Below are 14,294 nucleotides of genomic sequence, written 5' to 3' on the forward strand. Positions count from 1 at the left end.
TGCAATTTTGGTGTTATTTATCCATGAGCTTCGGCTAAATATAACCAAGTATCAATGACGGTATCAGGATTTAATGACACTGTGTCGATGCCTTGTTCAACTAACCATGCAGCAAAATCAGAATGATCTGATGGGCCTTGGCCACAAATACCTACATAAGCACCTTTGGCTTTTGCGGCTTTGATGGCCATAGATAATAATGCTTTAACAGCATCATTACGCTCATCAAACAAATGACTGATAATACCTGAGTCGCGGTCTAACCCTAATGTTAACTGAGTTAAATCGTTTGAACCGATAGAGAAACCATCGAAATGCTCAAGGAATTGGTCAGCTAATAAGGCGTTAGAAGGAAGCTCACACATCATGATGACACGTAAACCATCTTTTCCACGCTCTAAACCTTGCTCTTTGAGTAATTCAATTACTTGTGATGCTTCGCTTACTGTACGAACAAACGGGATCATCACTTCAACGTTAGTTAAGCCCATTTGGTTACGTACACGTTTAATCGCTTCACATTCAAGCGCAAAACAATCGCGGAATGACTCAGAAATATAACGGCTTGCACCACGGAAGCCCAACATTGGGTTTTCTTCTTCTGGTTCATAACGATCACCGCCGACTAAGTTAGCGTATTCGTTAGACTTAAAGTCTGACATACGTACAATCACTTTTTTCGGATAGAAAGCAGACGCAATCGTTGCAATGCCTTCCACTAGGCGAGCGATATAAAATTCAACGGGTGAGTCGTAACCAGCAATCATGTCATTGATTTCAGATTGTAGCTCAGCAGTTTGGTCGTTAAATTCAAGCAAGGCTTTAGGGTGAATACCAATCATGCGGTTAATGATGAACTCTAAACGAGCTAAGCCCACACCTTCGTTTGGCAAACGAGCAAAATCGAATGCACGATCTGGATTACCCACGTTCATCATGATTTTCATTGGTAATGACGGCAAAGTGTCTACACGATTGGTGATAACTTCAAACTTTTGCTCGCCTGAGTAAATCAAACCAGTATCACCTTCGGCACAAGATACAGTAACAATGTCGCCGCTCTTAATACGGTCGGTAACGTCACCACAGCCAACAACTGCTGGTACGCCTAATTCACGAGCGATAATTGCAGCATGACATGTACGACCACCACGGTTAGTAACAATCGCACTTGCGCGCTTCATGATGGGTTCCCAATCTGGGTCTGTCATGTCTGTCACTAACACATCGCCAGGCTGAATTTGGTCCATGTCTTCAATAGACGCTAGCACCTTGGCCACACCTGTGCCGATTTTATGACCAATGGCACGACCTTCACATATTACATCGCCTTTGGTTTTTAAGTGGTAGCGTTCAATTAATTGTACATCTTCACGGCTACGAACGGTTTCTGGACGAGCTTGAACGATATACAACTTACCGTCGTTACCGTCTTTTGCCCATTCGATATCCATTGGACGACCATAATGTTGCTCAATGATCATGGCTTGCTTAGCAAGCTCCATCACTTCGGCATCATTAATAGAGAATACACGGCGTTGCTCTGCGGCCACGTCTTCAATTTTAACCTGCTTACCATGAGAAGCGTCATCAGAATAAACCATCTGAATCAACTTACTACCAATGTTACGGCGCACAACGGCATCGTGACCTTGAGATAAAATTGGTTTGTGCACGTAGAATTCGTCAGGGTTAACCGCACCTTGTACAACCATTTCACCTAAACCAAAAGATGAAGTGATAAACACAACGTCGTTATTGCCTGACTCAGTGTCCATTGTAAACATCACACCAGAAGCCGCTTTGTCTGAACGCACCATACGTTGTACGCCAGCAGATAAAGCAACACCTTGATGTTCATAACCTTGATGAACACGATAAGAAATTGCACGATCGTTAAAGAGCGACGCGTATACATGCTTAATCGCTAGCATGACAGCATCAAACCCTTTTACGTTTAAAAATGTTTCTTGTTGGCCTGCAAATGATGCATCTGGCATGTCTTCAGCCGTTGCTGATGAACGCACCGCAAATGACGCATCTTGCGTTTCACTTGATAATTGCTCATATGCTTCACGAATAGCATTTTCAAGTGCTGGCTGGAATGGGGTTTCAATCACCCATTGCCTGATCTGTGCACCTACTTTTGCCAGTTCATTGACATCATCCACATTCAATGTAGCCAGAATGTCAAAAATCTTCTGGTTTACTCCACTTTGTTCAAGGAACTCATTGAACGCATGAGAAGTCGTAGCAAAACCGCCAGGAACTTGAACCCCTGCATTAGCCAGATTGCTGATCATCTCACCAAGGGATGCGTTTTTTCCGCCAACCTTGTTTACATCACCCATGCCTAATTCTTGATACCAGAGTACGTATTGCTGCACAGTTTTATCTCCGCAAGTTTTTATTTCAGTGGCCACTTCACACGAGGGCAATAGCATCTTACACTCCCATACAACACGCGTAAATCTATAATTTTATTTGTAATTTTATTACTACAAGAGGTCAGAATGGCGCCAAAAGTATTTTATATTTCAGATGGGACCGCGATCACAGCAGAGGTTTTTGGACATGCGGTTCTTTCACAGTTTCCTATTGAATTTGAAGCACTTACAATTCCCTTCGTTGAAACGGTCCAACGAGCACAAAAAGTTAAACAACAAATAAATGATTGTTTTATTACAACAGGCGAAAGACCACTTGTATTCCATTCGATCATTAATCCTGAAATTCGTAATGTGATTTTTTCGAGCGAATGTGTCGATTACGACTTTTTGAATACCTTTGTTGCGCCACTCGAACAACACTTAGGGGTACAAGCCAAGCCCATTTTGCATCGTACTCATGGTAAAGGTAATCATGGCTATGAGACCCGAATTGATGCCATAAACTATGCAATGGAAAATGACGATGGCCAAACCATGAAACACATGGATAAAGCCGACATTATTTTATTAGGTGTATCTCGTTGTGGTAAAACGCCATCGAGTTTATACCTGTCCATGCAATTTGGTATAAAAGCTGCGAACTACCCGTTTACTGAAGATGACATGGATAATCTTAAGTTACCTGAGTCGCTTAAACGCAATAAATCAAAGTTATTCGGCCTAACTATTGACCCTCAACGACTGCATGAAATTAGACAAAGTCGCATGGAAAACAGCCGTTATTCATCATTAAGACAATGCCGCCTTGAAGTTAAAGAAGTTGAAATGATGTACAAAAGAGAACGTATCCCTTTTGTGAACACCACGAATCACTCTGTAGAAGAAATAGCCACAAAAATACTCGACATCACAGGCCTTGAACGCCATATGTTCTGATAAATAAACAATCGATTTAGGTTGCAAATAGCCGATAAAACCATCAGGTGGCGACATTGACTAGGGTCAATTCGCCTTTCACGTTTAACGCAATCGCTTTTTTAGTCCAGACAATCCTAGGCTAAGCCTCGCATCTTTAAGTTCTTTGGGTATATAATCCCGAGCATTATGATGCTGATGCATCTCACGATTTTTCGGTAATGTGCATGACTATTAAAACAGATGAACTAAGAACAACCCTGCTAAGCAAAGTGATTTCTCCGGCTCAGTTGGCGTCAGAATACCCTTTAACTCAAGATGCAGCAGATTATTTAGTGGCTCAGCGCCGCGAAGTAGAAGCCATTATTGCCGGTGAAGATCAACGCTTGTTAGTGATTATCGGGCCTTGTTCAATACATGACACCAAGGCGGCTTTAGAGTACGCTCAAAAATTAGCCACACTGCATCACGAGCTCAAAGACGACTTATGTATTTTAATGCGAGTATATTTTGAAAAGCCACGCACGATTGTAGGTTGGAAAGGCCTTATTTCAGACCCAGATTTAGATGGCAGTTTTAGCCCTAATAAAGGTTTGCGTATGGCACGGCAGCTGCTGCAACAAATTACTGAGCTTAAATTGCCTATCGCTACTGAATTTTTAGACATGGTCAATGGTCAATATATTGCAGATCTTATAACCTGGGGTGCTATTGGCGCACGCACCACTGAAAGCCAAATTCACCGTGAAATGGCCTCTGCACTATCTTGCCCTGTTGGGTTTAAAAATGGTACCGACGGTAATATCAATATTGCTGTTGATGCCGTTCGTGCAGCACAAGTGCCACACATTTTCTACTCGCCAGATAAAGATGGCGCAATGGCTGTTTACCGTACTCACGGCAATCCATTTGGCCACATTATTTTACGGGGTGGTAAAACACCTAATTATTCTGCTAAAGACATTGAAACCGCTCGAGCACAGCTAGAACAAGTTGGTGTAACTCAACGCATGGTGGTTGATTTTAGCCATGGTAACAGCGAAAAACAGCATAAAAACCAGCTAAACGTTGCTCAGAGTATTATGGAACAAATGCGCGCAGGCAGTACTGCAATTGCTGGGATTATGGCAGAAAGCTTTATGATTGAGGGCAATCAAAAGGTGGTTAAAGACCAACCTCTTGTGTATGGTCAAAGTATTACCGATGCCTGCCTACATTGGGCAGATTCTGAAAAGCTATTACGTGAATTAGCCCAAGCCTCTCGTGACCGTATAAACTTACTTGCTAAGTAACCTAACTCTGGATAATAAATGCATTTCAAACAGTTCTTTGCACCGATAACGTTGTTAAATTCACTTGCAATAGACTCGCTATTGACGCGTAAATTTGCCTAGTTATCAGCGCAAATTTCAAGTTTGAATGCATCGTATGGAGTTATTGTTAGAATCGATGTTATTTATTCATCTCTTAACCAGAGTTGAGGTTAAGTAATTTACACGCCAAATAATGTACGTGCCACACATCAAGTGCCAGTCAAAATAGACTGGCATTTTTTATTCATAAATACAAACACAGCACCAATATAGACACAAATCATCACACACTGTTAGCTGTCTTTAAGGCAGATTCATAACTTGCAGAATGGTGTGATAAAGAGGCTTGAGATAATTCGGCAAAGCGATGCTCAATGGAGATAAAACTGTCTACTAATGCCGGATCAAAATGAGTAGAACGACCAGCCAAAATAATGTCTTTTGCCTCTTGATGAGTAAAAGGACGTTTATAGCAACGGGGGGATGTTAATGCATCATAAACATCAACTAACGCCACTATTCTTGCCGATAAAGGGATCGCCTCACCTTTAATGCCTTTTGGATAACCACTGCCATCCCATTTTTCATGGTGTCCTCCCGCAATATCTCGTCCCATTAACAAAAACTGACATTGAGGAGCATACTTTAGCAAACTGTCTATGACCTTTGCGCCCATTTGTGGGTGAGCTTTTATGTGTTCAAACTCTGCAGGCGTTAACTTACCGGGCTTAAGCAAAATATGATCAGCAACCCCTACCTTACCAATATCATGTAAAATTGAAGACAAGCTTATTTCTTTAATAAAAGCTTCTGTGAGCTCCTCTGGAACCTGTTCATCTTCTAATCTTTGCTTAGCTAACATTTTCGCGTATTGCTGCATTCTAATAAGATGCGCCCCCGTATCATTGTCGCGATATTCTGCTAACTTTGCCAAACCAATCACTGTGGCTTGTCTAGATGCTAAAGTAGATTGTAATGAATGGGTTAATTTACCCAATAGGTAAGAAATTGACTGAGTAACAATGGCACAGGTGACTAAAAAGTTAATCACTACAACATACCAAATCAAGGTTGAAAAGTGCTCCATTACAGGCCAATGTAACCATTGATAGTGAAAAGCCACACCCGTTATGATTAATAAAACAGCGTTGATAAGTTGCGCAGCAATAGCAGCTTTTGAACCCAGTAACACACTGGTTAATGGGGGAAACGTAAATAACCAAAAAAATCCAGCACCAGAAGGACCAAGAACAATTAAAAAACCTGCCCCAATAAAAAATGCCAAACCGCAACCACACATATAACGGGTTTTATCAGTTATAGAAGAATAAAACACCACAAATATCATTAGGCCATATGCAATGGTATCAAATATAGCCATGTACCAGATGCCTTGCTCAATACACAAGTAAACACTCGTAATATAGACAGGAACACATATGATCACGAGAGTGGTAAATAAGCGCATAAAAATAGTATGGCGCCATAACGGCAAGGCATCATCTGGCTCTATTTGAATAATTTGTGCGGTTAAAGATTCAGACATAACCCATCCTTAGTTTGTGTGCACCCACCATCGTGCTTGCATTAATAGATGCGGTTCGCATGAGCATCAACTTAAAGCAAGTATTGCTGGATAATGGCAAACTAGCAAAAAATTGATCACGATTAATAACCCATGAATAACCTTTAACTCATGTAACTCAAATGATGTAAAATTGCATATAAACTTTACAATTATGGCAAAGTGAATCTTTTGCCTTTTTTGCTAATCCGCTATTGATAAACAATACATCGTTAAAGGAGTAAGGCATGACGCTTAGCATTCGATACTGTTTTTTGTTTTTAGTAACATTTTTTAGTCATTACACTATGGCACAAACCATTGAACCAGTAGAAAAAGATGGCATCATTGCAGCCCAATCCAAAGTGTTTTATTTAGTGAGACACGCTGAAAAACTAGAGGGAAACGACCCTAGCCTGTCGGCCCAAGGTAAACTACGTGCCATTCGTTTAGCGAGCGTATTATCAAGTACACCATTGGCCAAAGTGTATACCACTGACTACAAGCGAACCCGCGAAACTGCACTTGCGGTTGCAAAAGACCAACAACTAGCACCCCATTTGTACGACCCATCTGATCTTAACTCTACCGCAGAAATATTACGTAAACAGCAAGGGCATATTTTGGTGATCGGCCACAGCAATACAACCACAGCGCTTGCAGAACAACTGGGCGCAGAAAAACAACCCGCTATAAATGATGCAACTGAATTTGACAGGCTTTATATCATCACGCTTGATGCCAATAATCACCAAGTATCTACCGTATTGTTACGATATTAACCGCCCTATTTGCTGTTGTTATTAAGTCAAAATCGATGTCTAACATATTAGCGGTTTCACTCTGTGCACAAATGAATTGAGCACCAAGTGCGTGTTTATCTTAGTTGATAAATATATTCAAAGGTAAAATAACGATCTAGATAAAAAACCGATAACGCTTTAATAATGGCCAACAAAAATAATGGCCAACAAACGCTGCAAAAAACAGGAAAAATCATCAGACTCTTGTACATACTTACTGCTTTGTTCAACGAGTATGCTCTAAACCGCTAGGCGCTAATTCATTCGCCGTGCTTAATCCGTTATATTTTCAAACAACATCAGTATTAAAAAACAAACACAGCTTAGATTAGCTCAATATCGACAACTGAAATGGTATAAAAAATGACTCTAATAAAATGTGAACACTATGACTACATAGAAATCATGTGCTTACAGCAGTACCAAGTGAAGATAAGCTTACGTTCAGGTGTTGAGCTTGTGGGGCGCTTTAGCCAAACCATTATCGTTCACCAGGGTGAAACAAAACATGAAGCAATTAGCGGCGTAACACAACAGCAGCAACCAATAACCATTTTGTTAACTGACATTAAGCATATTGATGTACTCAATGAACATGCCATATTCAAACATTTGCAACTCGATTAAATTAAACAGCAATACCAATCAGGATAAATAATACTGGGTAATATTCGACATATCTTAAGCTCATACAGTACAATGCGCGCCGCTTTTCCTGTCTATTAGTTAATTTAGGTCCTTGTATGTCGCTTGCTCAAAATCCAAATCAAACAGAAACCCATTTCCCTGACGATATCGCGGCGAGGATCATTCAATCTGAAGCGCGGGTGATCAAAGCTATTTTTCCCTCTAACACCAACCATCACAATACTTTATTTGGTGGGGATGCATTAGCATGGATGGATGAAACCGCCTTTATCGCAGCCACGCGTTTTTGTCGAAAATCGTTAGTGACAGTGAGTTCAGACCGTATCGACTTTAAAAAAGCAATACCTGCTGGCAGCCTTGCTGAACTCATTGCCAAAGTCATTCATGTGGGTAATACCTCAGTAAAAGTCGAGGTTAATATCTATGTTGAAGACATGTACAAAGATCATCGAGAGCATGCCATTCGTGGTGTGTTTACCTTTGTTGCCGTTGATGAAAACAGACAACCCACACAAGTGTGGCCTCACGCTTAAGCACAATGTAACAAATGCGGTCATTTGGCTGCATTTGTTACCCAGAAGCCATCTTGCGCCATAGACTAAAGTCTATAATTGAATGGTTATTCGCAAAAAACCCTCTTTTTATGTCACAAAGCAATAGAACACTCGATTACTTTTCTGTTACATTGAGTTAATCTTCACGTGCAACATAGAATAAAAAAAGCCATGAAGCTCGAAAATTTAAATATCATAATTGCTGATGACCATCCGCTATTTCGTAATGCCTTACGCCAAGCATTAAGCAGCGCATTTAATCATACACAATGGCTCGAAGCAGACAGTGCAGAAGCACTGGAATCTGTACTTGAAAACAGCGAATGCCAATTTGATTTAATTTTGCTTGATCTACAAATGCCTGGCTCACATGGTTATTCAACCTTGATCCACCTTCGTACACACTACCCGGATATTCCAGTGGTGGTGATTTCAGCACACGAGGATATCAATACCATAAGCCGCGCTGTACATTATGGCAGCAGCGGTTTTATCCCAAAATCAGCGTCAATGGAGTCATTGACCGAGGCGTTAACGGCGGTGTTATATGGCGATATTTGGTTGCCTGCCGACACAGAATTAGTGCCAGTGTCTGATGATCCAACAGACCAAATGGCCAGCCGCTTATCCGATTTAACCCCACAACAATATCGTGTATTACAAATGTTTGCAGAAGGGCTACTTAATAAGCAAATTGCGTATGATTTTGGTGTGTCAGAAGCCACCATTAAAGCCCATGCGACTGCAATATTTAGAAAGCTTGGCGTGCGCAATCGCACTCAAGCAGTCATTGCATTACAGCAACTTGAAATGGAAAAAGTTGATCTTTCGTAATGCCGCACATAATACCACTAGCACAGTTGCCATTTTCTCAGGCATGTGAAAATAACAAGTCAGTTATAGTAGATAATTTATTTCACTGGTTTGCTAATTCGTCACATGTTTTAGAGATTGGCAGCGGCACTGGACAACACTGTACCTACTTCGCCAAACACCTTAGCCATCTTCATTGGCAACCCAGTGATCAAGCAAGTTACATACCTACATTACATGCAAGAATAGCTCATTTTCCTTTAGCCAATTTAGCCCCTCCCATAGAGCAGGATGTAAGTACTTGTTGGCCGCAATTACCCACAACGTTAGATGCAATCTTTACTGCCAACACACTGCACATCATGAGCAAAGAAAATGTGGTGGCATTGTTTTCAGGCTGTGCTAAGCATTTAGCAAGTAAAGGATGCTTGGTCATTTATGGTCCTTTCAATTACTCTGGCAATTATACAAGCGACAGTAATAGACAGTTTGATGTTTGGCTTAAGCAACAAAACCCCGTTAGTGGGATCCGAGATATTGAATGGATTACGTCATTAGCTCATCAACAAAGCTTTGAGCTTAAAGAGGACATAGCCATGCCAGCCAATAACCGAATGTTACTTTTTACATTAGTATAATCCCAACAATCACTTGCCCATTATCACTTGTTTGAAAATAAGGTAAGCTACAAGCTTAATTCATTTCGCGATTTTGATTAATACAAGGACACTTACTATGGGTTCTGTTACCACCCAAAAACACCCTAATGGTCTTGAGTATGTAAGTATTGAAACAAAGCTCTGCCAGGCGCGGATTTTCATGCAAGGCGCCCAAATAGATCAATTTATACCGTCTGGTAAGCCTCCCTTACTGTGGGTATCCTCTGCCGATGACTATCAGCCTGGTAATGGTATTCGTGGTGGGGTACCAATATGTTGGCCATGGTTTGGAACGCATGAAAATCCTCAGTATCCACAACATGGTTTTGCGCGTAATAAAATTTGGTCTCTTGAATCAGTTGATATAAAAGATCAAGTAGTCGATTTGGTATTTAGCCTGCCGCAAAGTGAATACGAACAACAATATTGGCCACATAACACCCAAGTCAAAGTTCTGTTCACTTTAGGTGAAACTCTTACTGTTAGTATTGTTAATACTAACAAGGATAATCACCCAGTGAGCTTAACCCAAGCTTTACACAGTTACTTTCCTATTGGCGATATTCACAAGCTCAGTGCAAGCGGCTTTAATGGCTCACAATATATTGAATTTGGCGAAGGCCCTTTTCAGCAAACCGCCGATGCTGTTGAGTTCACTAAAGAAACCGATCGGGTATACACTCACTTAGCGCCTCAGCAAACACTACACACACCACATGGCTCGATTGTGGTTAGTCGTGAAAATAGCCATTCGGCTGTATTGTGGAACCCATGGATAGCAAAATCAGCCAGATTGTCTCGTTTTAATAACGATGATTATCTCACCATGGTGTGCTTAGAAGCCGCTAATGTGCTTGAAGATAAGGTCGTTTTAGCACCGGGTGAAAGCCACAGGCTAACGACTCGTATAGGCTGGTTAACAGCATAAAACTAAATAGCTAAATAGCAAAAAGGCAGCCTAAGCTGCCTTTTTAATTATGGTATTAGCCACATAACATAAAGCATAATGGTTGGTCATTCGCATGACTCAACATTAAATGCTCTATTAGTTAGCGGTAACGGTACAACCTAATGTGCTATCAGAGTTTTGATATTCAATATCACCCATTGGTGCGTAATCAGCTGCAGCAATAGTGCCTTTGTCTTTGAAGAAAGTGTATAACACTTCAGCATCAACATAACCTGTTTGAATTGGATCCAATACTGGGTAACCGTCGCCACCTGCAGCGTTAAAGCTTGGAACCGTAAAGCTGTAAGACTCAGTTGGACTATAATCTTTACCGTTAATTTCGCTGATAGCGACTGTTTTAGCTGCACAATCAACGATCATTTTAACACCGGTAATTTGTGCGTATGCACCTGCACCGCGTTGGAATGAAGCAACAGTACCTAAGTAATCAGTGATTTCAGCACCAGTCATCGACATTAACGTAACGGTATTACCAAATGGTTGAACCGTTAGCACGTCACGGTAAGTAATGTTACCCGCTTCAATTGAAGCACGCACACCACCTGAGTTCATCACACCAATATCAGCACCAACTTTAGTGCGCTGAGCTTCAGCAATTAAGCGACCTAAGTTAGTTTGCATGTTACGAACGTTAGCGCGAACACCGTCAAGCAATGCGTCAGTGGTTGCAATAACTTCATCTAACTGGCCTTGGCCACGTTCTTGGTAATAAGCTAATAATTCTTCAAGTTCTGCATCAGGCGTAATTTCATCAGCAACAAAGACTTCAGTTTCATTGCCATCGGCATCAGTTACTGTTGTTTTTAAATTAACAGGCAGTAACTTATAGCTTGCAAGGTGAAGTTCACCGTTAAAATATTCAAAGTCAGCACGACCTACATACTTACCCCACTCATGAGCTTGCATGATGTAAGTGCCGTTTTGCATATCAGGAGTACAGTCATCGCCTGGTTCAAAGTCAGCATAATTATTTGTATCGGGTTCCATACAAACTGGATTTTGTGAGTGACCGCCAATGATAGCGCTTAAATCACCAGCCGTTAGTGTGCGTGCTAAAGTTACATCACCAGGCGCGTTACTGCCATTTTGCGCATCAGCGTAATGCCCCATATGAGTGGTTGCAAAAATTAAGTCCGCTGCATTAGCTTCTTTAATTTCCGCGATAACTTTTGCAGCTTCAGTTGCTGGATCTGTGAAGGTCAATTCCGAGATATATTCTGGATTACCAATTTTTGCCGTGTCTTCTGTGGTTAAACCAATCACAGCAACACGAAGACCATTAATATCAAATACTTTATATGCATCAAAATAGCGTGTTCCGTCAGCTTTGTAGATGTTGGCTGCAAGCATTGGGAAGTTAGCAATAGAACGCTGTGAATCTAAAACGGCAAGTGGGTTGTCAAACTCATGGTTACCAACAGCCATGGCATCATAAGCAATCTCGTTCATACCAATAAAATCTGGTAATGCATCTTGTAAGTCAGATTCAGGCACACCAGTATTAATATCACCACCAGATAATACTAATGTTTCACCGCCATTAGAGCTGACTTCTGCACGAATTTGGTCAATCAGCGCTTTACGAGCTGCCATACCATATTCACCATCGCTGTTATGCCAAAAACGGCCGTGGTTATCATTGGTGTGTAGTACGGTGAACTTTTTACATGCATCACCTGCTTCAGCACAGGTTGCAGCTACTGGTGTTTCTACTTCTTTTTTGTCATCGTCACTGTTACAACCAGCCAATGCTGCTAGTACAGCTGTTGCCACTAATCCTTTAATTAACATGTTTGTCATGATTTACCCCGAGTTATTATTTATTTTTTAAATCTGTGAAAATCCAATTCACAGGCAGAATGATAACAAAGATTGACGGTTTTTGATTTCATTTTTATGACAAAATGTGATTTTTAATACACTAATAACAATAACTTAAACAGATAACAATCCACTCAGGCAAACAATTGAGTTGTTAAATGACATGTTAAAAACAAGTAAAAAAAATGGCTCTACAGATAGACTGCTAAGCCACTTAAATTACTTACTTTTTTTTATGATCAAGCACAAGCCAATTATCCCAAATAGAGAACAGTGGCGTTAAACTTTTATTTCAACACATGCAGTATCCATTGACCTATATCAGCAAGTTGATTAGGCATCACACTGTGAGCCATCGGATAACTTTTCCACGTTGTTTGATAATGAGCAGAAGTCAGCGCATCAAAGGCCATTTTTCCGGCAAATAAAGGCACCACATCGTCTTGCTCACCATGATGTTGCAAAATAGGGGTTGTCTGGTTTTCATTTGCGAGTTGCTCTGGTAAATGTTCACCACCGGGTAAATAACAAGACAATGCCATAATACCCGCCAGTTTCTGAGTAAAACGCAAACCTGTGAACAAACTCATAACACCTCCCTGACTAAAACCAGCGAGAACGATTTTATCTGCCTTTATACCTTGATCAATTTGCGCTTGAATCAACTCTTTCACAGCTTGCTCAGATTCCATCACACCTTGTAAGTCAGCTCTGTCATGTAAATCCATGCTTTTAATGTCGTACCAAGAGCGCATCACATAACCCCCATTAATGGTCACGGCTTGTTCTGGCGCATGCGGGAAAATAAAACGAATTGCGTGATCGCTTGGCAAGCCCAGTAACGGAACCACAGGAGCAAAACCAGCGCCTGAATCACCTAAACCATGTAGCCAAATCACACAGGCTGTAGCAGGCTTTTGAGGTTCTATGACAATTTTATCTAAAGACGACATAAGCATTCCTTTTTATATCAATTACTTGTTAAATATAAAGCACGTACATTTCACCATTGTGGTTATTTTGAGTAAAGTAAGCGTTACTGTGCTTGTATACCGGTACAGTTGAGCACCTGCTCTAGTTGTGTGGCGTTATCAAGCTTAATACTCCAGCGAACTGTTCCGCCGTCTGCGGCGATAACCAAGCCTTGATGAAAACAGCTAATGTCATCGACTGAAGCAGTTAATACGATTTGACTGGCATGAAAACGACACTGAATTTCAGTTTCGGTGACAATCAGTTTACCGATAGACAAGTCGATAACCATCGATTTTCCTTTATATGTATTTATATACCACAAATAAAAATCCCAAGTTATTCACTTGGGATTTCAAGGTAAACAGTATTTTTACTTAGTGATGGTGTCCACCAGCGCCATGGGCATGGCCATGGGCGATTTCTTCATCAGACGCTTCACGAGCAGCAACAATTTCGATATCAAAAGTTAATTCACGGCCAGCTAAAGGATGATTCACATCCACAGTTGCCATAAACTTACCCACTTTTAATATAGTGACTTGACGTTGTCCCTGCTCAGTTTGAACAACTGCTGCCATACCTGGTTTCCACACTTTAGCACCCACTAAATGTTTTACCGATACGCGTTGCTCAGCACCTTCTTGACGCTCACCATAGGTGTCTGCTGCAGGTGGCGTAACCGTGAACTTATCGCCCACTGATTTACCATTAATCGCATCTTCAATGCCTGGCATCATGTTGTCATGGCCGTGCAAATATGCAATGGGATCGCGACCTTCATTAGACTCGATCACTTCGCCTTTTTCGTCACGCAGTGTGTAATTAAACTGCACAACCATATCATCTTTAATGCTCATTGTTATCCCTTA

At 41.1% G+C, this 14,294-nt stretch carries 14 protein-coding genes; 8 read left to right on the forward strand and 6 right to left on the reverse strand.

The genetic code is table 11. The features are described from left to right. Window positions 1-17: 17 nt before the first annotated feature. On the reverse strand, window positions 18-2,387 hold the full coding sequence (ppsA, locus tag IEW93_RS10095) for a phosphoenolpyruvate synthase (RefSeq protein WP_188739276.1): 2,370 nt from the start codon (window positions 2,385-2,387) through the stop codon (window positions 18-20). Between the two features lie 126 nt (window positions 2,388-2,513). On the opposite strand from ppsA, the gene ppsR reads away from it, so the two are divergent. Both ppsR and IEW93_RS10105 read left to right on the forward strand, forming a co-directional pair. Then, window positions 2,514-3,326 carry a posphoenolpyruvate synthetase regulatory kinase/phosphorylase PpsR gene (gene ppsR, locus IEW93_RS10100; protein ID WP_188739207.1) on the forward strand — a complete coding sequence of 271 codons (813 nt, stop codon included), beginning with the start codon at window positions 2,514-2,516 and terminating at the stop codon, window positions 3,324-3,326. Between the two features lie 206 nt (window positions 3,327-3,532). Then, window positions 3,533-4,597, forward strand: coding sequence for a 3-deoxy-7-phosphoheptulonate synthase (locus IEW93_RS10105; RefSeq protein ID WP_188739208.1), 1,065 nt, complete (start codon window positions 3,533-3,535; stop codon window positions 4,595-4,597). A 304-nt stretch (window positions 4,598-4,901) separates the two neighbouring features. On the opposite strand, the gene IEW93_RS10110 is transcribed toward IEW93_RS10105, so the two are convergent. After that, window positions 4,902-6,164 carry an HD-GYP domain-containing protein gene (locus IEW93_RS10110; RefSeq protein ID WP_188739209.1) on the reverse strand — a complete coding sequence of 421 codons (1,263 nt, stop codon included), beginning with the start codon at window positions 6,162-6,164 and terminating at the stop codon, window positions 4,902-4,904. Between the two features lie 266 nt (window positions 6,165-6,430). Between IEW93_RS10110 and IEW93_RS10115 the strand changes: the two genes are divergently transcribed. From IEW93_RS10115 to IEW93_RS10140, 6 genes are all read left to right on the forward strand, one after another. Further along, window positions 6,431-6,964, forward strand: a complete 534-nt coding sequence (locus IEW93_RS10115) for a SixA phosphatase family protein (protein WP_229706666.1) — start codon at window positions 6,431-6,433, stop codon at window positions 6,962-6,964. Window positions 6,965-7,348: 384 nt separating this feature from the next. Continuing rightward, window positions 7,349-7,612 (forward strand): Rho-binding antiterminator, encoded by a 264-nt coding sequence (locus IEW93_RS10120; RefSeq protein ID WP_188739210.1) that lies wholly within the window; start codon window positions 7,349-7,351, stop codon window positions 7,610-7,612. Window positions 7,613-7,728: 116 nt separating this feature from the next. Next, a complete protein-coding gene (locus IEW93_RS10125) occupies window positions 7,729-8,166 on the forward strand; it encodes an acyl-CoA thioesterase (RefSeq protein WP_188739211.1) in 438 nt (145 codons plus the stop codon). Window positions 8,167-8,358: 192 nt separating this feature from the next. Then, on the forward strand, window positions 8,359-9,021 hold the full coding sequence (locus tag IEW93_RS10130) for a response regulator transcription factor (protein ID WP_188739212.1): 663 nt from the start codon (window positions 8,359-8,361) through the stop codon (window positions 9,019-9,021). Further along, entirely contained in the window at window positions 9,021-9,638 is a 618-nt protein-coding gene (locus IEW93_RS10135; RefSeq protein WP_188739213.1) for a DUF938 domain-containing protein, read from the forward strand. Before IEW93_RS10130 ends, IEW93_RS10135 begins: the two co-directional genes overlap by 1 nt. Before the next feature lie 97 nt (window positions 9,639-9,735). Beyond that, a complete protein-coding gene (locus tag IEW93_RS10140; protein ID WP_188739214.1) occupies window positions 9,736-10,587 on the forward strand; it encodes a D-hexose-6-phosphate mutarotase in 852 nt (283 codons plus the stop codon). A gap of 117 nt (window positions 10,588-10,704) precedes the next feature. On the opposite strand, the gene ushA is transcribed toward IEW93_RS10140, so the two are convergent. From ushA to IEW93_RS10160, 4 genes are all read right to left on the reverse strand, one after another. Next, a complete protein-coding gene (gene ushA, locus IEW93_RS10145; protein ID WP_188739215.1) occupies window positions 10,705-12,429 on the reverse strand; it encodes a bifunctional UDP-sugar hydrolase/5'-nucleotidase UshA in 1,725 nt (574 codons plus the stop codon). Window positions 12,430-12,737: 308 nt separating this feature from the next. After that, complete coding sequence (locus IEW93_RS10150) at window positions 12,738-13,409, reverse strand: alpha/beta hydrolase (RefSeq protein WP_188739216.1); 672 nt, start codon at window positions 13,407-13,409, stop codon at window positions 12,738-12,740. A gap of 77 nt (window positions 13,410-13,486) precedes the next feature. Then, window positions 13,487-13,714 carry a DUF3389 family protein gene (locus IEW93_RS10155; RefSeq protein WP_188739217.1) on the reverse strand — a complete coding sequence of 76 codons (228 nt, stop codon included), beginning with the start codon at window positions 13,712-13,714 and terminating at the stop codon, window positions 13,487-13,489. A gap of 85 nt (window positions 13,715-13,799) precedes the next feature. Then, the gene (locus tag IEW93_RS10160; RefSeq protein ID WP_188739218.1) at window positions 13,800-14,282 is read right to left on the reverse strand and encodes an FKBP-type peptidyl-prolyl cis-trans isomerase; all 483 of its coding nucleotides are present in this window, start codon (window positions 14,280-14,282) and stop codon (window positions 13,800-13,802) included. Between the last annotated feature and the right edge of the window lie 12 nt (window positions 14,283-14,294).

This window comes from Shewanella inventionis (genome assembly GCF_014641855.1).
In the GTDB taxonomy this organism is placed as follows: domain Bacteria; phylum Pseudomonadota; class Gammaproteobacteria; order Enterobacterales; family Shewanellaceae; genus Shewanella; species Shewanella inventionis.

Bases quoted from the DNA above. Each gene is read 5' to 3' on its own strand.
- IEW93_RS10130 (WP_188739212.1), top strand. From the start codon at position 8,359: ATGAAGCTCGAAAATTTAAATATCATAATTGCTGATGACCATCCGCTA.
- IEW93_RS10110 (WP_188739209.1), bottom strand. From the start codon at position 6,164: ATGTCTGAATCTTTAACCGCACAAATTATTCAAATAGAGCCAGATGAT.
- IEW93_RS10140 (WP_188739214.1), top strand. From the start codon at position 9,736: ATGGGTTCTGTTACCACCCAAAAACACCCTAATGGTCTTGAGTATGTA.
- IEW93_RS10155 (WP_188739217.1), bottom strand. From the start codon at position 13,714: ATGGTTATCGACTTGTCTATCGGTAAACTGATTGTCACCGAAACTGAA.
- ppsR (WP_188739207.1), top strand. From the start codon at position 2,514: ATGGCGCCAAAAGTATTTTATATTTCAGATGGGACCGCGATCACAGCA.
- IEW93_RS10115 (WP_229706666.1), top strand. From the start codon at position 6,431: ATGACGCTTAGCATTCGATACTGTTTTTTGTTTTTAGTAACATTTTTT.
- IEW93_RS10120 (WP_188739210.1), top strand. From the start codon at position 7,349: ATGACTCTAATAAAATGTGAACACTATGACTACATAGAAATCATGTGC.
- IEW93_RS10125 (WP_188739211.1), top strand. From the start codon at position 7,729: ATGTCGCTTGCTCAAAATCCAAATCAAACAGAAACCCATTTCCCTGAC.
- IEW93_RS10160 (WP_188739218.1), bottom strand. From the start codon at position 14,282: ATGAGCATTAAAGATGATATGGTTGTGCAGTTTAATTACACACTGCGT.
- IEW93_RS10105 (WP_188739208.1), top strand. From the start codon at position 3,533: ATGACTATTAAAACAGATGAACTAAGAACAACCCTGCTAAGCAAAGTG.
- ushA (WP_188739215.1), bottom strand. From the start codon at position 12,429: ATGACAAACATGTTAATTAAAGGATTAGTGGCAACAGCTGTACTAGCA.
- IEW93_RS10150 (WP_188739216.1), bottom strand. From the start codon at position 13,409: ATGCTTATGTCGTCTTTAGATAAAATTGTCATAGAACCTCAAAAGCCT.
- IEW93_RS10135 (WP_188739213.1), top strand. From the start codon at position 9,021: ATGCCGCACATAATACCACTAGCACAGTTGCCATTTTCTCAGGCATGT.